Origin of the sequence: Halioxenophilus aromaticivorans, assembly GCF_042850945.1 — a bacterium.
In the GTDB taxonomy this organism is placed as follows: domain Bacteria; phylum Pseudomonadota; class Gammaproteobacteria; order Pseudomonadales; family Cellvibrionaceae; genus Halioxenophilus; species Halioxenophilus aromaticivorans.
Window position 1 is genome coordinate 4,722,100 of sequence record NZ_AP031496.1, and the last position, 20,861, is coordinate 4,742,960.

Annotated in this window: 15 protein-coding genes; 4 read left to right on the forward strand and 11 right to left on the reverse strand. The window is 52.0% G+C overall.

Annotated features, from left to right (window positions below):
* Nucleotides 1-54 precede the first annotated feature (54 nt).
* The 10 genes from ACGHM3_RS20165 to cysK all read right to left on the reverse strand — a co-directional run bounded on the left by ACGHM3_RS20165 (nt 55) and on the right by cysK (nt 11,220).
* On the reverse strand, nt 55-1,593 hold the full coding sequence (locus ACGHM3_RS20165; protein ID WP_345423291.1) for a DUF2271 domain-containing protein: 1,539 nt from the start codon (nt 1,591-1,593) through the stop codon (nt 55-57).
* An 8-nt stretch (nt 1,594-1,601) separates the two neighbouring features.
* Complete coding sequence (locus ACGHM3_RS20170; protein WP_345423294.1) at nt 1,602-2,543, reverse strand: calcium-binding protein; 942 nt, start codon at nt 2,541-2,543, stop codon at nt 1,602-1,604.
* 19 nt (nt 2,544-2,562) lie between these two features.
* Entirely contained in the window at nt 2,563-3,360 is a 798-nt protein-coding gene (locus ACGHM3_RS20175; protein WP_345423297.1) for a DUF4198 domain-containing protein, read from the reverse strand.
* Nucleotides 3,361-3,631: 271 nt separating this feature from the next.
* A complete protein-coding gene (locus ACGHM3_RS20180) occupies nt 3,632-5,017 on the reverse strand; it encodes an NADPH cytochrome P450 oxidoreductase family protein (protein ID WP_345423300.1) in 1,386 nt (461 codons plus the stop codon).
* A gap of 2 nt (nt 5,018-5,019) precedes the next feature.
* The gene (locus ACGHM3_RS20185) at nt 5,020-5,850 is read right to left on the reverse strand and encodes a DUF4198 domain-containing protein (protein ID WP_345423303.1); all 831 of its coding nucleotides are present in this window, start codon (nt 5,848-5,850) and stop codon (nt 5,020-5,022) included.
* A gap of 63 nt (nt 5,851-5,913) precedes the next feature.
* Nucleotides 5,914-6,432, reverse strand: coding sequence for a DUF2271 domain-containing protein (locus tag ACGHM3_RS20190; protein WP_345423306.1), 519 nt, complete (start codon nt 6,430-6,432; stop codon nt 5,914-5,916).
* Nucleotides 6,433-6,448: 16 nt separating this feature from the next.
* Entirely contained in the window at nt 6,449-7,180 is a 732-nt protein-coding gene (locus tag ACGHM3_RS20195; protein ID WP_345423309.1) for a PepSY-associated TM helix domain-containing protein, read from the reverse strand.
* A 121-nt stretch (nt 7,181-7,301) separates the two neighbouring features.
* Nucleotides 7,302-8,588: a sodium:proton antiporter gene (locus ACGHM3_RS20200; protein WP_345423312.1), complete on the reverse strand. Its 1,287-nt coding sequence runs from the start codon at nt 8,586-8,588 to the stop codon at nt 7,302-7,304.
* A gap of 150 nt (nt 8,589-8,738) precedes the next feature.
* Nucleotides 8,739-9,740, reverse strand: a complete 1,002-nt coding sequence (locus tag ACGHM3_RS20205; RefSeq protein ID WP_345423315.1) for a lipid A deacylase LpxR family protein — start codon at nt 9,738-9,740, stop codon at nt 8,739-8,741.
* Between the two features lie 517 nt (nt 9,741-10,257).
* Complete coding sequence (cysK, locus tag ACGHM3_RS20210) at nt 10,258-11,220, reverse strand: cysteine synthase A (RefSeq protein ID WP_345423318.1); 963 nt, start codon at nt 11,218-11,220, stop codon at nt 10,258-10,260.
* Nucleotides 11,221-11,445: 225 nt separating this feature from the next.
* Here cysK and ACGHM3_RS20215 point away from each other — a divergent pair, with 225 nt between their 5' ends.
* Together ACGHM3_RS20215 and ACGHM3_RS20220 are read left to right on the forward strand one after the other, a co-directional pair.
* Nucleotides 11,446-12,939, forward strand: a complete 1,494-nt coding sequence (locus ACGHM3_RS20215; RefSeq protein ID WP_345423321.1) for a protein adenylyltransferase SelO family protein — start codon at nt 11,446-11,448, stop codon at nt 12,937-12,939.
* Nucleotides 12,940-13,265: 326 nt separating this feature from the next.
* On the forward strand, nt 13,266-15,191 hold the full coding sequence (locus tag ACGHM3_RS20220; protein ID WP_345423324.1) for a Cache 3/Cache 2 fusion domain-containing protein: 1,926 nt from the start codon (nt 13,266-13,268) through the stop codon (nt 15,189-15,191).
* Here ACGHM3_RS20220 and ACGHM3_RS20225 read toward each other — a convergent pair.
* Nucleotides 15,188-15,850 carry a 50S ribosomal protein L11 methyltransferase gene (locus ACGHM3_RS20225; protein ID WP_345423327.1) on the reverse strand — a complete coding sequence of 221 codons (663 nt, stop codon included), beginning with the start codon at nt 15,848-15,850 and terminating at the stop codon, nt 15,188-15,190. The genes ACGHM3_RS20220 and ACGHM3_RS20225 overlap by 4 nt on opposite strands.
* A gap of 495 nt (nt 15,851-16,345) precedes the next feature.
* Here ACGHM3_RS20225 and ACGHM3_RS20230 point away from each other — a divergent pair, with 495 nt between their 5' ends.
* On the forward strand, nt 16,346-17,605 hold the full coding sequence (locus ACGHM3_RS20230) for a hypothetical protein (protein WP_345423330.1): 1,260 nt from the start codon (nt 16,346-16,348) through the stop codon (nt 17,603-17,605).
* Nucleotides 17,606-17,956: 351 nt separating this feature from the next.
* Nucleotides 17,957-20,809, forward strand: coding sequence for an ATP-binding protein (locus ACGHM3_RS20235; RefSeq protein ID WP_345423333.1), 2,853 nt, complete (start codon nt 17,957-17,959; stop codon nt 20,807-20,809).
* Nucleotides 20,810-20,861: the final 52 nt, after the last annotated feature.

The window sequence follows — 20,861 nt, forward strand, 5'->3', positions numbered from 1 at the left end:
ATGAATCCTGATAATTAAAAGTCAGATTCCCTATCAGATTTGGCGGTAATATTGTTATTGTGTCATTGCGGCAACGCTTTCTCGCAGCGTTATGCCCAGTTGTTCAATTTCAGACTGGCCTGCCACCGACCAAGTCTTGCCGGACTGGCCGAGCTTGAAATCCAGCGCCAGGCGTTCGTGTCCACCGTGCTCCCGAGCGGCTTCGATCACTAATCGGTAGTTGCCGGCTTGCAACCCTTTGCCGTAATCGTCTCGGCCATCCCATTGCACGGTGTACTCACCTGCGCGGCGGGTGGCGCGGGCAAATCCCTGCAGTAATAACTCGGGTGATTGCCGCCCCTGGGTTCGCCACCAATGGCGGTTTTCGCTCATCCAACGTTCGCTATCGCCTAACAGCATTAATGTTTTAACCGGCTGGCGCTGTGGATTTTCAATCCACAGGGCGACGTAGGGTTTGCGATAATTGCTTACGCGCAATTTTGGTAAACGAAATTCGATGGTGGCCAACGGCTCGGCTTGTTGTTGCTCCGGCTGGTAGCTTTGGTGCCAGTTATCCGAGGCGAACTGATGGCCTTTGTCATCAATTAATAGCGCGGCATATTGACCGTGGCTATTTAGCCAATCCAAGCTGCGATGAATATCCAATGTCGTCAGCGCCGTGGCCAATGCGTCGGCCTCAGTGGCGCTGGGTGCCACCACCACAGCCGTTAGCGGGTGATACCTGGGCCAACCATCGCGCGGCGCTAGAATATGGCTGAATGATCGATTGCCAATGGTTAGCCTGCGGCTGTCGTGGCCACTGTAAGCAATGGCGGCATTGCGTATGGCCTTGGTACCCAGGCGACTATGGCCTCCGTCATCCACAGTATTGGGGATGGCCAGGCCCACCTGCCAAGCATCGGCATCGGGCTGTTGCCAATAGGCGGCGTCACCGCCAATATCCACGGCAATGGCCTGCACCCGGCTCGACGCCAGCGCGCGAGCCTCGGCCATAGCCCGGTCGACAATATAACCTTTAGCAATGCCCCCTAGGGCCCACTGGTAATCGTTATTGGCCGCCCCCTGCTTGAGTTGTTGCAGACCATAGCGGCTATTTAATGCATCCCTGGCTAACGTGCGCACTGCTGCTCGCTCGGGCATTTTTTGCTCTTTTTCTGCTCTTTGCCACAGGTCAATTACCCGGCCTAACTTACAGCTAAACCCAAAAGGAAATTCCTGCTGCCAATGTTCGCACTGCTCTAGTACCGCCACTACATCTGCGGGCAAAACATTTGCGCCGCGATTAATCTGGCTGATACTGGATTGCCCATCGTAATGGCTAAGCTCTGCGGCCAAATTATCGATGGTTGCCAGCACCTTGCTTGCAATAGCACGGGCTTCTTCAGCGGGGCCCAAAACGGAGATCGTTAACGACGTACCTAAAACATCCTGGTGATCAAAGCGATGCCAATCATCGGGCTGGGCCCAACTTACCGAAGCGACAAGCCAACTCGCCGACAGCAATAAACAGCGAACATAACGCAGCCAGCGATTAGCCATAAAACTCGAGCGCCGCCCCACCCACATGGCGGCCAGAAAAACAGTACAACTCATGTTTTGTGTTACACACCGATATCCGCAATGGAGATAATGCCATCGCTGTTTTTATCCCACCGGGTAAAAATACGCTTGCCAGATATTTGAAATTCATCAAAAGTCATGGCTTTATCTTCGTTGTCGTCCAGTACGCCAAAGCGCACGTAGGTTTGTTTGATGGCTGCGCGACGGGTTTTAGCGATAGCGGCATCCAGTCGATTTTCATATTCCGCCAGGTATTCGTCCAACACCACCTGGCCATTTTTATTTTCATCTGCCAAATGGAACAAGGACTTTCGCTCCTGAATAAATTCTTCATGGCTTACAAACTCGTCGCCATTGGCATCGTAGAGTTCCAGCACACCGGCGCGATTGTGGGTGGTGGGCATTCGGATCATTGATCTGCGCTGCTGGCGTTGGTTGTTTTCTTTATCTTCATTGGCGGCAAAGTCCTGCGCATCGATCACACCGTCTTGGTTGCTGTCCCAGCGCTTGAATATTTTCTCTCCAGAGGCCGCTAACTCCGCCCAAGCAATCGCGCCACTGTCGTCGGCATCCAGCGCTTCAAAACGCATTTTGGTTTGTTTTACCTGGGCCAGGCGTTCTTCATCAATGCGGGCATCCATGCGCCCTTCGTATTCATAGACATACTCTTCTGTGTCCACCGTGCCATTGTGGTTGGCATCGGTGCTATCAAAGCGGGCTTTGCGCCAATCGTTATACTCTGACCAAGAAAGCTCTGCATCCTGGCCGGCGTTGTACTCCTCCAACACCTGCTTTAGTCGCTCGGCGGTCATGGGTTGTGGCTTGTGGCCTCGGTCATCTTGCTGGGCGGTTTTTCGATCTTGCTCGGTTAAGTCCTTGGCGGCCTGGATGGCATCTCCATTGCCGGAGTTGGCTGCACAACCGGCAATCACCAACATAGCCAAACTCAAACCGGTTAGGTTGTTTAACATTTTATGATTCACGGGCATGTTCCTTGTGTGATTAGTCGTTGGCGAATACCAACAGGCTTAATGTTGTTGTGTGGCTGTAGATCGGCACCTCGGCTGCGCTGGGTGCTGAGGCACGGTGACGGGCCCGCACCAAATAACGGCCTGCGGCCAAATTAAGCGCTACGTTGCCGTTGTTATCGCTGGTAAATTCCTGGGGCTCAACATCTTCGGCACCCTTGGCTGGATAAACCATTAATTTTGAATTTGCCAGGGGTTGGCCATTAAACAGAACTTGTAGATTAAATGGCTCCGCCGCAAACAACTCATTGGGATGGGTTTTCGGTAAAAGCTGCAAGCCCTCTTCGTCCACGCGAATTGCGGTATGGTTTATTTTCTTCTGTGACACATACACATCACTGCGCGTCACCGAGCGAAAATGCATTTTTACCTTAGCCGCATCTGGCAAAGGGTCTTTTGGATTCATGGCACGTTTTTCTTCGCCGTTTAAATCGTAGATAAGAAACGTAGCGCCAAGGCGTGCGCCGGTGGTAAATCGATAGGTGCCCTCTTGGGATAGCTCGTGCTCAATCACCGTTCGGGTTTTTAATTCACTTAGGGTATCGGGCGCCGAGCTTTTGCCATCGGGGCCTATGACCAAGAAATCGCTGTTATTAAACGCGGACTCCGGAATATAAAAACGCTCCGCAAAGGAGGCGTCTAATGTGATCATTTTGCCCATCACGGGCTCAAAACTGGTGGGTGAGAGGTATGGCGTATGTGCCTGGCTGGTGGCCGCCAACAGCAACGCACAGGCGACAAAAGCCCTGCGTAGCAAAGTAAATGCGTGCATGTAAAACTCCAACGGGGGGATAAAACTGGTTACAGTATAATAGTGATAATGATAACCATTATCAACTAAATATTTACCTGTGGCCGTCAATCATAATGGATGGCCGCTTCAAGAAAGAGGAAAAACCACTAGCAGTAGAAATTTAAAAAAGCACCAGAGAAAAAATTATCTGTGCAAAATGGAAAGTATCAACGAAAAACAAAGAGGCTTAGGAAGAACAAAGAGGCTTAGGAGGACAAGGTGGACAGAGATGCCCCCCCCCCCACATGCGCTAATAAATATCTCTGCGGTAACGTCCTTGTAGAATTAATTGTTCTACCCGGTCTTCGCCTAATACATCCACCAACACTCGGTGCACGGCGGGTGCCATTCTTTGCTGCGAACCGCACACAAAAATAAAGGCCCCAGCATTTACCCATTGCAGCAACTGCTGGCTTTTTTGCTGCAATACATCTTGCACATAACGCAGCTCACCACCGTCTCGAGAAAATACTCGGTCTAGCTCGGCCAAAACCCCTTGCTGCTGCCACCCTTCTAGCTGGCCTGCGAAAACGCTGTCGTACTTTTTCGTGCGCTCGCCAAACACCAACCAATGACCACCACTGCGATTTTCTATGGCCTGTAAAAGGTGGGCCCGCAAACCCGCCAAACCCGAGCCATTACCAATTAAAATCATCGACGGTGACTGCGTTACATCAGCGGCGTCCTCAATTAACAGGTTTTCTGTAGGCCCGTGGAAAGCGGCGTTAGTTTGCAGGCAAAATTCGGCACGGCTACCCGGCGTTAATTGCTGGCACAAAAAGCCAGAGCCGAGGCCGTATCCACCATCGTCTTTATTGACTAAGCGAACCAACAAATCCAATTGCCCGCTGCTACTCAGGGAGGCGATGGAGTATTTTCGCTGTGCGGATTCACCAGTGGCCGATTTAGGCAAATGCAGCACAGCGATGTCGCCGGCCTGCCAGTGGATTATTTCCGCCTCTGGTAATTTAAATTGCAAGTGATAAAGCGCGCCCCCCGGTGAACCCGAGTTTAAATGGCGGCGGGAGGACAAAACCAAACCATGGCGTTGCTCGGGCGCGGTTTTAACAAGGCTATGGTCATCGACTTGTAATAACCCGGCCTGTTGTAAGCGCTGCTGCCAGAGATCTAAATCGGCCTCAGACAGGCGATCTATCTGCGTTGCGGGGAACATTCGCTGACCACCGTGATTGGCCAGGGCGCTGTCTACGGCGACGCCAAATCCGCAATAATGCTGATAGGTTTTGTCTCCCAGGGCCAACACTGCGTAGTGCAGATGGCTGAGCTTTTCACTGCTGCTGCGCAACCATCGATGGGAAAATTTTAAGCCGCTGTCCGGCGGCTCGCCCTCACCGTAGGTGCTTACTACAAACAGCGCTATTTTATGTTGCACCAAGCAGGTCTCGTCCACGGCATTAAGCGGTAGCACCTGTACCGCACCCTGGTGTGCTAGAGCCCCGCTAAGCGCCTCGGCCAAAGCTTGCCCTTCGCCGCCCTGGCTGGCGTAGCCAATTAAAATTTCGCTGGCGCCGGCGGCTGGGTGGGCAATGCCTGTGGGTTTGCGTAAGCAGGCCCAACACAGCAGGGCGTAGGCCGCCAACACCGCAGCGGCCTGCCAATAGGGCTCGTACAACATAATTACTGTGGCAGTACTTCCACGGTGGCAAAGTAGGTTCCGGCACGGCTGGTGGCCGGTTTTTTGGCTTTGTCGTCGGCGTATTCGGCTTCAATAAAATACATACCGGCAATTGGCCACTCAACGCTAATTAAACCTTTTTTATCACTTTTAACCTCAATGGCGTCTTGGCTACTGCGGTAACGCATGCCACCGGGCAATATGGTCACCTCAACGCCTTTGGCGGGCTTACCATCGATTAAAAACCGAAACTCGGCGGCTTCGCCTTGGTATAAATCGTTAGGGTGGGTTACCGGCACCAACTCCAAGCCAACGCCCGTAGCCGCCAGCACGTCATCGCTAGGAGCACCAGCGGTAACAAAGGTTTCTATTCTTCGCGAACTCTGGGTTACTTTTAAATTCTTCGCTTCTTTAGGCACTTCAGAATCGAATTTTGCCGGGTCTGGCCGCTGGCCCCTACCCGGCCAACGGCGGCGCTCACCGTCTTCGGTTTCCCAACTGGCGGAAAGACCGGCCATGGCAATGGCGATTTTATAGGTGCCTTCTTCGGTGAGGTTGAGATCAAAAATACTGCGGTGTTTGCCCTCGGCCTGGTTGTGCATTTCTACAGATTCGCCTTTCGGCCCGGTTACCGTTACCCCACCCAAACCCAGAGCGTGATAATCGGCATGGAATACATCATTGGATACAGCGGCATCAATACCGACCCAGGGAGATTCGCCGGATAGCGTAGTGGACGCTGGCAATAACCAAGCGCGGTGGGCGTGGCTATTAATACTGCTGGTAATAACACCGGCCAATAGGGCCAGTGAGGCTATTTTTTTAAAACGCATAAAGACTCCAAAGGTCGTTCAGTCTGTTTTGTTAATCGTGCTCAATCGTTGTGGCGTACACGGCTATGGCTCAATACTCAGAGCCACACTGCCCAGCTCTTCGCTACCGCTTACGCGTTCGCTAACGGCATTTTTGGCCGGCCAAGTAAATGGAATTTCGATGAGTTCTCGGCCACCGACCTCACGCGCGGCCTCGACCATCAAGCGATAATTACCTGCGGCTAAATCGCTTAACTGGCTGGCAAACGTTAAGTTATGGGTGCCCGGCCCTTTGGTGGCACCGGTGACGCCATCCATGGGAAAGTCCAAATTGCGGCCACCACGCCGCCACCATTGACGCATATCTTTGAGCCATTTCTCGCCCTTACCGCCGGACATTTCCACGTCGTACAACACCGCTAGATGCGCTGCTATTTGGTTGTTTTCTTTTGCCACCCACACCGCAACGTAGGGCTTGTGATATTCCGCCACCGATAGACGCGGCAGCTCCACATCCACCGACAAGGTTTGGGCTTGTACCTGTGGCAAAGCGCAAACCGTGGCTGCCGCTATTACCTGCCTGACGTTTTTAAAGACAATCACTTTGTCATCACCTCATTTATCCATGTACAAATAAAATGGCCAACAGCACGGGGATCACCAATCCCAATCCCACCAGCGGCCAAGTGGTCGGCCGAGCCTTACTGTGGCGATACAATAACCAGAGACCGGTAATGCAAAACACCACACAAGCGACCGAAAAAATATCAATAAACCAGCGCCAGGCCGCCCCGGTGTTGCGGCCTTTGTGCAGATCATTTAAGTAGGAAATAGCACCGCGATGGGTGTCTTCGTAGAGCAGAACACCTGCGGTCAAATCCAAGGCCAGCCAGGCATCACCCCCAGGCCGAGGCATGGCAAGGTAGATTTCATCTTCACTCCACTCCACCACTCTGCCGGAGGTTTGAATTCCCTGCTGCTGCAGCCAGGCAGATAGCGCCCGGGGCAATGGGGTTTGCTCGTTAGCGGTGGCCATAATGGCTTGCGCTTGGGATAGCAAAGCCGCAGGTACGGGGGTTTCCAAGGTATGGGTATTGGGCTTGGCCTCAATGCTGGCCGCGTGGTTGAGGGTGATACCGGTACCCGCAAACAACAGCATGCCCACCAGACAAACAGCCGAACTGATCCAGTGCCACTGACGAACAGTGCCAAATATTCCTGCGGGCAAACGGTACTTCATGACACGGAAACTAACCTTGAACTGCGCCGGTGCCCGGCTAACGGAAAATCCCAGCTGGCGTAAAATCAAAGACACCGACATTACACGATAATGATTATCATTACTATACATTTGTTAGTACCGCAGCCTGATGAGGCTTACCGATATGCGCCGGTCTCAGTGCCCCCATAGAACAAGGGGCGTATTGACCGGTAGGGCTTTTTCAGCGGTGGGATGTGGCGTTTGGTAGGGTTTAGGGGCTGGAAGAGTTTGCCGCTACAATGCTTTTTTGAATCAATGGCGCGATGGTTAGCCCCTGCACAATAATCGAGAATATCACCACCACGTAGGTGACCAGCAAAATCAAACCATGCAAATCCACACCGTTTACTGTCATGGCTTGCTCCGGAATGGACGCCGCCATGGCCAGAGCCAACCCGCCGCGTAAACCGCCCCAGGTGAGGATTTTAACGGCATGGGGGTCACACTTACCCATGCGCCTAAAGCCAATAAACGGAATTCCCACGCTGATAAACCGGGCCAACAGCACCACCGGCACCATACACAGCCCGACAACTATTTCTCGCCAGGTAACCGGGAAGGTAACCAACATTAAACCGATAAGTAAAAATAGCAGCGCGTTTAAAAAGCTGTCTATGGTGTGCCAAAAGTGCTGCACATAACTGGGGTCGTGATCGGCGTGCTGCCGAGCTAAATGGCCGCGTGTGACGTTACCAATAAAGATGCCGCACACCACCATGGCCAGTGCACCGGAGACCTCCAGCAAGGTAGCTGCAGAATAACCCGCAGTGGGAATCAACATACTAATCAACACCCGCAAACCACTTTGGCGAGCGGTGATAATTAAATAATGGGCAACCACGGCCAGCGCAAAACCAAAGGCCACACCGCCCACGGCCTCTTTTAAAAACTGCTCTGCGATTCCCAATGCGGTGGGCGCTGTGCCGGTAAACGCCACGGAAAATATGGTAGTGAACACCACCAGGCCAACGCCGTCATTAAACAGGGATTCCCCTTCCACCTTGACGGCGATACTCTCCGGCGCTTGTAACTTTTTAAAAATAGCCAGTACGGCGATAGGGTCGGTTGGGCTGATTAATGCACCAAACAATAAACAATAAACCAGCGGCACAGGCCAGCCCGAGGCCGCAAACACCCAATAAGCACCGTAACCCACCAAAAAAGTGGACAACAAGGTAGAGAACACAACCAACACCGCAATTTGCCAACGCTGTTTCTCCAAAGCTGCCAGGTTAATCTCTAATGCGCCGGCAAATAGTAGAAACCCGAGCATGCCGTTGAGCAACAATTGATTGAAATCCAGCATGCCTACCACGGCAATAATGCTCTTAGATAATTCATTGTCCAATAGCTGCACACTAACCACCAGCGCCAGGGAGGTGACAACGGAGACCGTGGTAATGGCGATGGTTTGTTGCAGCTTAAGAACGTGTTGATTAAGGCAGGCGATTAGCACGGCAAATGCCGACAAAAAACACAGCAGATACCATGCGTTCATTTTGGGTCTCGATCCTATAAAAGAAAGGTCACAATTAAGCTGAGAAGCCTACCTTAGAGGAAAGTTCCAGCTGTGTCTTAGCCTCTAAGATTAGCCTCTGACAGTGACCGCCAACAACAGCCTCTACATCGGCTATTAGCAACCAGGCCGCTAGTAGCGATAGGTAAAAGCCAGAGTGCCAAAGCGTGTGTTCACTGTTTGTGTGTCGAACTCATCCGTGGCCAACTGGTATGAAAAACTCAACCCAATGGGACCCCAGTTTTGCAGCACCCCAACCGAAGTGCCCGCGCGCCAATGCTCGATGCCCACCGAGTGGCTGTCTCGAAAGGTATTGCCATTAAGAGTGATGTCGTTAGCAACGTAGCCTGCGGCAAGCGACCAATACAACTGCCAACCGGTTAGCCCAGGGCCACCCAGGGAATTCACCTCCCGCGAGGAGATACTTGATACCGCCGCCCAGGTGTTGGCCAAACCGCTGCCCAAACGGGCCACTAATAAGCCGCCGGTCTCGCTTCTTAAATTACCCACCGCAGCCCCTAGTGAGCCAACCAAATCCCACTGCAAACCATTGACTACCCCATCGTGAATACGCCACAGCCGCTGCCCACGCACGGCAAATACCGGTTCGTTATGGATTTGATTGTCCCACCCCCTGGGCTGTTGAGACCCGGTCATGCGGTGAACCAGCTTTTGGCCCTGTTTTGCGCCTGACCACGGGCCAACCACCCCCAGCACTAATTCCCAGTGATCCGCACTGCGCTCGGCGAAGCTGTAGAGGCTTGCGCCCCATAGGGTTAGGCCAACATAGGGGCGATCGGTATCGATGAGCTCTCGCGCTTGAATATCACCCGGGGTAAACATTTGCTGGGCCAACACATAGCCCATAGCCCGGCGCCGATTAGGATCTCGGGCAAATTCGGTATCGTCGATTAATTCATTGAGCCAATTGGGCAACTGGCCGTCGAAGCTGGCCAAACCGTTTCGCCCCCAACTGATCGCCACGCCATTGGTATAACCGGCATCATCTTGGGCAATAATGTCGTTTTCCCAGATCAGCTGTAGCCAGCGATTGCCTTGCGCCAAGGCAGACATTGATATTGTTGATGTCGCTAATAGCAACACAGTAAATACAAATCGTTTTTTTAACTTCATTGACCAAAACTCATACAGGCACGGCACTACTCCAGGAATACCGGCCATGATAAACAGACCCTCGCCCCCACACACGCTAAAAAATCTGATGGAATAGATTGTGGGAATTGATTGAGTACAACGACAAAGCGTTGCGCGGCGTACAAGGACGGGCACGACCTACTCGCAAAGCGGCTTGGTGAATATCATACCTCACCCAGAACTCCCGCACTGGGCTTTATTAGCACCGTATTGTGATTAAATCTATAAGCATGGTTAATAAATAATGCGAAACAAGCACTCTACTAGCTGTGAACGCTGTGGTTTTTTTAACCGCCGCCGTTTATTAGAACATTGAGAAGAAATGATTAGGTAATTAAAAAGAGTGTGTGGCAATTATTGGAGAAGGGACTTTTAAATGCTATCGGCATAGATCTTTAGTACTAAAATCTCAACCGTGTGATGTCACCGTTTCTATAAGACAACAACCTCTCCCCGGCATCGCACCAAAGGAGAGGAGATCAACAGACTAGCCTTGTTACTGAACCAATTCGTTATCGGTGAACATGCCATCGAATAAAGCGGAGCTGAGGTAGCGCTCGCCGGAATCTGGCAACACCACAACAATCATTTTGTCTTGGTACTCGGGTTTTTCCGCCAGCCGCAAAGCAGCACACAATGCCGCGCCACAGGAAATACCCGCTAGCACACCCTCTTTTTGCATTAACAGACGAGCCATGCTGATGGCATCCTCATTGCTGACTTGCTCTACCTGATCTACCAGCGAGGTATCCAAATTTTTAGGCACAAACCCGGCACCAATGCCTTGAATTTTGTGCGGCGCAGGAGTGGGCTGTTCGCCGCTCATGGTTTGAGTAATTACCGGCGAATCGATTGGCTCAACAGCCACCGAAGTAATTGCTTTACTCTGGGTGTTTTTAATGTAACGCGAAATTCCCGTGATAGTACCGCCGGTGCCAACGCCGGCAACCAATACATCGATGGCGCCGTCGGTGTCTTGCCAGATTTCCGGGCCGGTGGTTTTTTCATGGATGGCTGGGTTGGCTGGGTTTTCAAATTGTTGCAGCATTAAATACTGCTCGGGGTTTTGCTCTACTAATTCTTGCGCTTTGGCGATGGCGCCTTTCATACCTTTAGCAGGCTCGGTCAGTACGATTTCTGCGCCCAAGGCCTTCATAATTTTTCGGCGCTCCAAGGACATGCTGGCAGGCATCGTTAATTTTAACGAATAGCCTTTGGCCGCCGCCACGAAGGCCAATGCAATACCGGTGTTACCACTGGTGGGTTCGATCAGCGTCATGCCGGGTTTTAATTGGCCGCTTTCTTCCGCCGCCCAAATCATGGCCGCACCGATGCGACACTTCACGGAGCCGGCTGGGTTTCTGGATTCTATTTTGGCGTAGACATTGCCAGCGGGCCACAAATTAGCCAGCTTTACCATCGGTGTTTTGCCAATGGTTTCTGCATTATTGTTAAACATTCTTGTTCCCCCAAGATGATTAGCGGTGTGACTGGTCAGCAGGTTATAAGCTTATGCCGTAAATGAGCGCCTGCCCGTGCTTGGTAAGACCACGCAGCAATTACAAAGTGCGGTGGGCATGTTAGCAAACGGCGGCCGGCAGACCAAAGCCTGCTCATGCTCGCCTCTATCTTCGCGCTGAATTTTCGGTAAGATGGGGTAAATGCAAACAATTTAGGAAGCAACATGGCATCCTTGCAAACAGCCGCTTGGGAGAATACTTACCAAGCCATGGGCAGCCAATTTTATTCGGCACAACTGCCAACACCGGTTAAAAACCCAGTGTTGATACGCTACAACCCAGCTCTGGCGAGCTTTTTGAGGCTGGATACCAGCCAGCCCGACCAAACCACACTGGCTATATTGGCTGGCAATGCCGTGCCCGAGACCAGCCAGCCCATGGCCGGGGTCTATGCCGGCCATCAATTTGGCCACTTTAACCCGCAGCTGGGAGATGGCCGAGCCATCTTGTTAGGCGAAATCAGAGCCAACAATGGCGCATTGTACGATGTGCAGTTAAAAGGCTCCGGGCCCACCCGCTACTCACGCCAGGGCGATGGTCGCTCTCCCCTTGGGCCGGTACTGCGAGAATACATCGTCAGCGAAGCCATGGCCGCCTTGGGCATCGCCACAACTCGCTCACTGGCGGCTGTGGCCACCGGTGAAAGAGTGCTGCGCGATACGCCATTACCTGGCGCCGTGCTAACTCGAGTAGCGAGTAGCCACATCCGTGTCGGCACCTTGCAATTCTTCGCGGCCCGCAAGGATACTGAATCGGTAAAAACCTTGGCGGACTACACCATTAATCGCCATTACCAAGCTTACGTTGACGAACATTTTCCCAACGAGCCTTATCTGGGCCTGCTCAACGCGGTGATTGAGGCCCAAGCCAAATTGATCGCCCGGTGGATGAGTGTGGGTTTTATCCACGGCGTAATGAACACCGACAATATGCTGCTGTGTGGAGAGACCGTGGACTACGGCCCCTGCGCCTTTATGGATGGCTACAATCCACAACAGGTGTACAGTTCCATCGACCGTCAAGGGCGTTATGCCTATAACAACCAGCCGGAAATTGCCGTGTGGAATTTAAGCTGGCTTGCCCAGTGCTTACTGCATCTATTAGCCCCGACAGAAACCGAGGCGATTAAAAAAGCGGAGCAGGCACTGCAGGGCTTCGCCGATATTTATCACCGCCATTACCAGCAATTATTTGCCGAAAAACTAGGGTTTAACTTTGCCGATGCCAGCGTCCAGCCGCTGGTGGAAGAATTTTTATCCTTACTTGCGCAACACAAATTGGACTTCAGCCAAAGTTTCCGTAGTTTAGCCTTGTTCGCCAATAACGCAGACTGCGGCCTAGCCACCCCAGTGAACTTTGCAGAAATAAACGAGGGTTTCAATATTTGGCGCAAACATTGGTTGGCAACCTTGGGCAACCACAACATTAACGTGGCCGACGCCTGCACCAAAATGCTGGCCACCAACCCCATTTATATTCCGCGCAACCACTTAATACAAAAAGCCATTGATGACGCCTGCGACGATCAAAACTTTGACCTGTTTAACCAAATGGTGGGCGCCCTGGCCCAGCCGCACACAGCCAATACCGAATTTGACCACCTAGCCTCGTCCCCCAGTAAACAAGAAGAAATTATCTGCACATTTTGTGGCACTTAGGTTGTAGCACTTGGGTTGTAGCACTTGGGTTGTAACACTTAGGCGGGCGTATATTGATTCGACGGACCTCACTCGGGGCGACCGAGCGTAACGCTTGGTGGCCCCAGCACGCCTATGGTTGAGGACTACTCTATGCTCCGGCCACCAAACATTAGCAATGGCTATCATAACTTGGCCGACCGCATTTTTTCAGAAATAGCCTAAACTCCTATGAAGGAAGGTGTTTTTAAGCGCTTCCGGTTTATTGTGCAAACCGCAACTCGGGCAGGTTTGCGAGGTTTATCGTGCAACACCAGTCCCCGGAGTTGCCATGCTGGAGCATTTGCATGTCGGTTTCATCCAAGTTTATGTCCACCATTACGCTGGTCATCGTCGCCACCATAATTTGCGCCATGATTGGCGTCTACTTTGGCCAGTCAAAGCGCGTTACCAACCGAGCGGATTACGAAAGTAGCCTCAACGCGAAAGAAGCGTGGGCTCTATTGGATACCACCAATACACTGGTCAGTGAACAGGTTGCCGCCAGCATGAAACTGCTAAAGCTGCGAGCCTCACAGATTGGCGACCCGCGCTTGGGTGACCAGGTACAAGTAAAAAGCCGCCAGACCCGCGATCTTTACCTTGGCACCACAGCCATTGCCAATAACTTTTCAGTGGTGGATGGGGTCACCGACATCATGGGTGGAACCGCCACCATTTTCGCACGTGACGGCGCCGACTATGTACGCGTATCAACCAACGTACAAACCGCCTCTGGTCGCGCAATTGGCACCATTCTTAGTCCCACCGGGGCGGCCATACAAAAAATTAATGCCGGCCAGGCTTACTACGGATTAGTGGACATATTAGGCAACCCGTACATAACCGCCTACGAACCCATTATTACCAATAGCTCATCCAGCCCCATTGGTATTTGGTATGTCGGCTACAAAGCCAATCTAAATCACTTAGAAAAAATCATCTCTGAAAGCTCCATTTTGGACCACGGCTTCCTCGCCATCGTCGATAACAAAGGCAAACTGCGCAGCCATTCCAACGGCACCGAGCCCAGCCAAGTAGAGGAAATTATTGCCAACAATGCCGATGGCTGGGTCGTTCGGCGGGAGCCCTACGGCCCCTGGGGCTACGAAATCATTACCGCCTACTCCAAGGCAGAGGTGCACAACGAAGTACTTAAATTGTCCCTGTTGACCAGCGCTGCTATTGCCGCCATCGGCCTTATTATTTTGGGCTTGGTGTATGTGCTGTTGAACTCAGTGGTAATTCGTCCGCTACGCATCACCACCGAGCGCGTGCATACCATCGCAGAGGGGGACGGCGATCTCACCGCGCGGTTGAATCTGACCACCACCGATGAATTTGGCCAACTTGCCACGGCCTTCGACGGCCTGCTGGGCAAGGTACACACCACCGTGCAAACCGTTGCCCACCTGGCGCAACGGCTGACCCAGGCATCGGACAGACTCAAACTCATTGCCGAGGACGCCAGCCAATCGGTAGCCAGCCAGAACCGAGAGATCGATATGATTGCCGCTGCCATTGAGCAGATGTCCACCAATGCTGCGGAGATTGGGCAGACGGCGGAGCAGGTAGCGGAGGCAACCTCACAGGCGGATCAGCAAACCCGCGATGGTGACCAACAGCTGGCGAAATCCGTCACAGTCACCGAACAACTGGCCCAACGTGTGGCCGCTTCCGCCACCACCATCACCGAGCTGGCCTCGGCCAGTGACGAAATTTCATCGGTGCTGGATGTGATTCGCTCCATTGCCGAGCAGACCAACTTGTTGGCATTGAATGCCGCCATCGAAGCTGCCCGGGCCGGTGAGCAAGGCCGAGGATTTGCCGTGGTAGCAGATGAAGTTCGCTCACTGGCCAGCCGCACCCAGTCTTCCACCGAGGAAGTGGACACCATGCTGAAACGCTTTAGCGCCAGCACCGAAGCTGCCCTGGCCACCATGCGCGATGCCGACAAATGCAGCAAAGACAACGTCGATGCGGTGCACGATTCGCGGCAACTAATCTCGGCCACCCTCAGTGCGGTGAGTAAACTCAACGAACATGGCAGTATGATTGCGCAATCCATCAACCAGCAAAGTACGGCCGCCGGAGAAATCAGCACAACCATTCGCAATATATCGGCCTCGGCGGTGCGCAGTAGCGAACGCGCCAGCGATACTTTGGATGCATCGGCAGACTTACAATCGCTGTCGGCGGAGCTGGGCGATGCCATGAGCCGTTACCGCTTTTAAAGAGTGCGCCCCCCGCGATACAAGTACACATTGTTAAATTCGTCGGATTCGGACAAATCCGGTACGGTGTGGCTGCGATGATGGCCAACAATGGTAAGGCCCGGAATCTCGGCACCGTGCAAGCGACAATCAGCCATCAACACCTCGCCATAACGGGCCAGCATGGTGGTCAGTAACGGCAGATTATCCCGATCGTAGAAGACATCCGCTACGGTGATGATGTCCGTCGCCGGAGCGTTTTCCAGTGATTCACAGGTGGCCAGCTGCACACCATTGCGCTCAGCGTTGGCTTGCGCCGCCAGCAGGGCAATCGGGTCTTGATCACACACCCACACTTGCTGCGCGCCCGCCAGGGTCGCGGCAATGGCCACCACGCCAGAACCCGCACCAAAATCCACTAGGGTTTTACCCGCCACCCAATCGGGGTTAGCCAGAATCTGGCCGGCCAACACCTGGCCACTGGCCCAACAAAACGACCAAAACGGCGGCTTATCCATCAGCTCTGCCGCCTGCTCATGGCTTAGCTGCCATTGGGGATAATCCGCCGCCAGAAGCCAAAGCTCTATTTTGGGACATCGAGGTAATTGCGTAGCCACCAACGCACCATTAGGGATCTTCACCTGAAGCTGGCGGGTTAGCTCTGCCAGTGACTCTTGCATGCTTTTTATTTCCTTGTGTTTTACCTGTCGCCCGCATTGCCATAAACGGCGCTTCCGGCCACAGTCGATTGCGGGCTGCGGCATGGTTGGGAGATAAACATCCTAACCAACTAACTGAGGTTTGTTGCCGGTACGAATTTTGTATTTAACTGTATGTTGATGGCTTCGTTAAGGCGACTATTCAACAGTTTGTAGGCACATGTTTAACCAAACAAAATTGTCGCCAAACCTCACTGGTCGGGCGAGCCGAGCTGGGCTATACCTAAATTAGGTTCCGCCCAGCAGAGCAAGCAATTTGCCCTGGCCCGCCTCCTGAGCCGAAGTAACGCTCACTATCTCACAATAATAATCTCAACTCATTGCGCAAGCGATGCCCCGTGGCGTCTGCGTTTTTGAGCTATTTAAACCATTCAAACCGCTGCCGCCGCAAAACCCGCGGCTGGGTGTTTGATGGCCTGTAAACAACTTGGGGGTTAACAAGAGGAAATATCCACTATGAATTTACGGTTATGTTGTCGTTACCTATTGCTGGCAGGTTGTTGCGCCTATGGAGCAAACGGAACTGCTCAAACACTGGCCATGAGCGAAACACGCCTGGGCCAAATGCCCGCCACGGCGGCCGAGCTATCCTGGCAACAGCCATCGCAATCCGCCTCGCAACAAATACGACACGAGATAGACATGGCGCTATCCGAGTATGGGCCCTACTCGCCTCAGCTTGGCCAGCTCTACGCCTCCCTGGGCAGCCAATTGCAAAACGAGCAAGATCATCTATCTGCACTGGGCGTGTTTAAATCTGCCATGCACGTAGAGCGCATTAATCAAGGCCTCTATTCCAGCAGCCAAGAGCACATTTTAGACGCCATGGTGCGCAGCGCCCTGGCACTGAAAGACTGGCAACTGGCAGACGACTTTTTACACCATTGGCAATGGCTGGCCGACGAGCACGGCAGCAACGGCCCCGACGCTTACCTGCGCGGTGTGCGCTCTCTGGCACGGGAGCATTTAAACGCCTTTTTCGGCGGAAACTCGCTGAGCAGCACGGCGGCAGAATTGCACATCGTAAAAGCAGACTATTGGTTTACCACAGCGGTCAACTCCCTGGAACAACACGGCCAGCAAGATCAATCGATGTTGCCCTGGCTGCAGGATATAACATTAACAGCTTACTATTTGTCGTTGATGTCGGCAGAAAAAAAACGCCCAATTGAGCCGACTAAAATTGATGGTGAGCCCGACGTATTAAAAAGTAATTTGAGCCAAGCCAACTTTTTAATGGAGCAGTATCGCAAGGGAAAAGACGCCATTGAACGCATGATAGAAATACACAGCCAGGAAGCTCAGGGCGACATTCACCCCCAGGTGGAGGCGGAAATTTTACTGGCCGACTGGTATCAACTTTACAACCGGCCGGAATCTGCCAAAAAACAGTACAACAGAGCCTACGATTTACTGCTCAGTAATTTAAATTATCACCAACCTGGCGAAGAAATTGTCCGCATGCCAGTAGGCCTGCCGGAAGTGGAATCCCAGCGGGCCAATAAAAACGCATTGGCACAGAAAATCGTCATTCGCTATGACGTTTCCTGGCGAGGCAATGCCAGCAATCTCACCGTGTTGGAAAACCCAGGTATTGAAGTCGGTGAAATCAGCGACATAAAACAAGCCATTCTAGGACGAAAGTACCGCCCTAAATTAATTAATGGCGTGGCCACGGACGCCCAAGGGGTTATAGAGCATTTCCCAATTCCTTAATGCCTGAGGTTGCAAATAACAAACCCGGCTTCCTAGCCTATTAATTAGGAAGCCGGGTTTTTTATTCAGTAAAATTAGCGACACCGGCGCGTTCTGCTATCTTCCAGCTATAACCCCACTCATTACCTAAACACAGTCCGCCGTTAATGTCGCTCTACCCGCCATATGATATAAAGTAATGCAGTATTCCCGCCAAAACTCCAACGCTCTTCTATACTTTTAAGCACAATACGGTAAACCGTGCGTCTACTTTATGGGTCACAATTACTGTCATACGTTGAACAAAACGACCACCTTCGTACTCATTACAGTAGCAACTAAAACTTTATAATTTGAAACACCCAAACAGCAATGAACGGTATCCGTAAACGCCTGCTAGGATCGCTAACGGCGAAATTGATCCTGCCTACCCTGGCCTGCCTCGGGCTCGCGTTCGGATTAGCTTTGGCCGCCATTGTGGTTACGTCCCAGCGCACCGAGCAAGTCTTGCTCGCGACGCAAATAGCCACTGTCGCTGAAACCATCAGCATCGCCGCGGATACCAACCCAACTGCTGAGGTTTTACAAACCGTGGTACGCCAACTGGCGTCCAAGCCTATCTTTGATCGACTGGTCATCGTCGATGGCCACGCCGAGCGCATCGTGGCAGACAGTGCATTTAGCGGTGTGCAGTCACTTTCCACCAATCTAAACAGCTCGCAAAAACAAGTATTCCGAGCCGCAATGTTAGGTGCAAAGCAGCCAGATAATCACAACACACGCTATTTGAAGCTAGGCATAGAAACCCCCTCCCTGGACTCGCTCTCCAGCTTGTGGCTGATGGTTGAACTGAACAAAAACACCAGCCTTACCGCTAAACAAAATATCTATTCTGCAGCTTTTTTATTTGTGGTGGCCTTTGCCGCTTGTGCGGTATTTACCTATTGGCTGTTCCGCCACCAACTCATAGGCCCGCTGCACGAATTTGTCGCCGTAGTTCAGGGCCGTTACAGCGACGGCTTTTTGCCAAAAATCAAACACTCTCGCACCGACGACCTAGGACTCTTCGCCGACGCCTATAACGACTTGGTGCAAGATAACTTCCAGCATCAAACCAAACTCATCGCCTATAACCACGAGCTAAGCCAAGCGCGGGATCAAGCCGATGTAGCGAGCCTAGCTAAATCGGAATTTTTGGCCAGCATGAGCCACGAAATTCGCACACCGCTCAATGGCGTTCTCGGTATGATTCAACTGTTAGAGAGCACCCAGCTAAACCCTGACCAGCGCTACAAACTCAGCATGGCAAAGACCTCCGGTGAATCCTTGTTAACGTTGATCAATGACATTTTGGATTTCTCCAAAATTGAAGCCAACAAAATGGAAATTGAGCAGCGTGATTTTAATCTGCGCAAAATGATTGGCGAAACCGTAGAATCCATGGCGCTACCGGCACAAAGTAAAAATGTTGAATTGGTATTAGATTTAAGCGATATCACCGTGGATAGAGTCTGCGGTGACAGCGCTCGGCTACGCCAGATATTAATTAATCTGGTGAGTAACGCCGTAAAATTTACTGAACACGGCGAGATATTTGTGCGCGCCGCCCTAGAAACAAGCGGCAACGCGCAGCACCTAGTGTGCTCGGTGCACGACACCGGCATTGGTATTCCACCGCACAAATTAGACGGCCTATTCGACACCTTTACCCAGGTAGATGCCTCTACCACGCGCAAATACGGTGGCACTGGCCTTGGCTTGGCCATTACGCAAAAATTGTGTTCCTTAATGGGCGGTGAGATATCGGTGCAAAGCCAGCCGGGCAAAGGCAGCTGCTTTACCGTAAAAGTTGAATTACAAGCGGCAAAAGAGGCTAAACAAATCCGCCCTAACGTTGATGTATCGGCTTTTTACTTGGTGATTATTTGCGACGATCAAAGTCTGTACATGTCGATGCAACGCCAACTTACTCTATGGGGTATTACAGCGTTATCCGCCAACAGCATCGTCGCCGCCGCCAACGTTATAAAACAGTACCCAAATACTGAGCAACAATGCCTGGCGCTTTTTGACCAAACCCTATTTGAAAAAAACCGCGTTTACAATTTACAGGTAATGACGTCTTCTGCCCTTGCGGCCGTGGAATTTGTATTACTGAATAAAATCAATCACAACTATAACGCGAGCGAACTGATCAAATGGCGATTCTCCAGTCATTTCACAAAACCAATAACCGAGCAAAAGTTATTTAAGATTTTTGCCATGGCGCAACACCCTCGGCAACAATTACTGGAGCAACACCGCAAAGAGGAAGCCAGCGCCAACCCAAGCAAGCAAAATATCACGGTACTGCTGGTGGAAGATGATCATATTAACCAGGAAGTTTTTATCGCAATGATTGAACAGTATCGATTGGACGCGGTGATTGCACAAAATGGCCTAGAAGCCACAGCCCTACTAGCGGACCCAAACCAACAGTGCGACTTAGTTTTTATGGATTGCCAGATGCCGGTGATGGATGGCTATCAAGCTGCCCAGGCCATCCGAAGTGAATCAGATCTCTCCCCGGTAAAATCCATACCCATTATTGCATTAACCGCCAATGCGGTGGACGGCGATAAAGACAAGTGCTTAAAAAGCGGCATGGACGATTATCTAACCAAGCCGATCAACGCTGAGAAACTGCGCGCCACACTGGCGAAGTTTTTATCCTTTGACCAAACCACGGCCCTGGCCAGCAAACACCCCAGCGATCACTCACAAGCACGCACTACGGCCGAGCTGCGCGTGTGGGATAGATCTGCGGTGCTGGAGCAGTTGTCTGGCAACGAGGATCAACTGGCGCAGATGGTGAAACTCTATTTAAGGCAGTGCCCTGGTTTAAAACAGGAATTGTTGGAGGATTTCGACAACCAGGATATGGAATCCTTACAGCAGAGTGCGCAATTGGTTACCGATATTGCCCGCAGCTTAAGCCTGAACAGCTTGATTAGTACAGGAATAAAACTTGGCAAATACAGCCAATTTTACAGCCAAGAGCTGGCCGCGTTAGTGAACGAGGCCATTGCCAAGATGCATCAATGTGAACTTGTATTTTGGGCCTACTACCCGCAGATAAAAACGCAACTAGAAGATACCCGGCAGGTGAGCAAAGCCGCTGGGGCCACTGTGGTTGATTCCGGCGCTGTAGACGCTAATGTTCAGGGCGAGCTAAAAACGTCCTGAGCTCGGAATATTCCCAGTGATCCGATATTTCCCTACATAAATCGCAGGAGAG

Bases quoted from the DNA above. Each gene is read 5' to 3' on its own strand.
- ACGHM3_RS20200 (WP_345423312.1), bottom strand. From the start codon at position 8,588: ATGAACGCATGGTATCTGCTGTGTTTTTTGTCGGCATTTGCCGTGCTA.
- ACGHM3_RS20205 (WP_345423315.1), bottom strand. From the start codon at position 9,740: ATGAAGTTAAAAAAACGATTTGTATTTACTGTGTTGCTATTAGCGACA.
- ACGHM3_RS20230 (WP_345423330.1), top strand. From the start codon at position 16,346: ATGAATTTACGGTTATGTTGTCGTTACCTATTGCTGGCAGGTTGTTGC.
- ACGHM3_RS20225 (WP_345423327.1), bottom strand. From the start codon at position 15,850: ATGCAAGAGTCACTGGCAGAGCTAACCCGCCAGCTTCAGGTGAAGATC.
- ACGHM3_RS20220 (WP_345423324.1), top strand. From the start codon at position 13,266: ATGTCGGTTTCATCCAAGTTTATGTCCACCATTACGCTGGTCATCGTC.
- ACGHM3_RS20215 (WP_345423321.1), top strand. From the start codon at position 11,446: ATGGCATCCTTGCAAACAGCCGCTTGGGAGAATACTTACCAAGCCATG.
- ACGHM3_RS20195 (WP_345423309.1), bottom strand. From the start codon at position 7,180: ATGTATAGTAATGATAATCATTATCGTGTAATGTCGGTGTCTTTGATT.
- ACGHM3_RS20235 (WP_345423333.1), top strand. From the start codon at position 17,957: ATGAACGGTATCCGTAAACGCCTGCTAGGATCGCTAACGGCGAAATTG.
- ACGHM3_RS20185 (WP_345423303.1), bottom strand. From the start codon at position 5,850: ATGCGTTTTAAAAAAATAGCCTCACTGGCCCTATTGGCCGGTGTTATT.
- ACGHM3_RS20180 (WP_345423300.1), bottom strand. From the start codon at position 5,017: ATGTTGTACGAGCCCTATTGGCAGGCCGCTGCGGTGTTGGCGGCCTAC.
- ACGHM3_RS20165 (WP_345423291.1), bottom strand. From the start codon at position 1,593: ATGAGTTGTACTGTTTTTCTGGCCGCCATGTGGGTGGGGCGGCGCTCG.
- ACGHM3_RS20175 (WP_345423297.1), bottom strand. From the start codon at position 3,360: ATGCACGCATTTACTTTGCTACGCAGGGCTTTTGTCGCCTGTGCGTTG.
- cysK (WP_345423318.1), bottom strand. From the start codon at position 11,220: ATGTTTAACAATAATGCAGAAACCATTGGCAAAACACCGATGGTAAAG.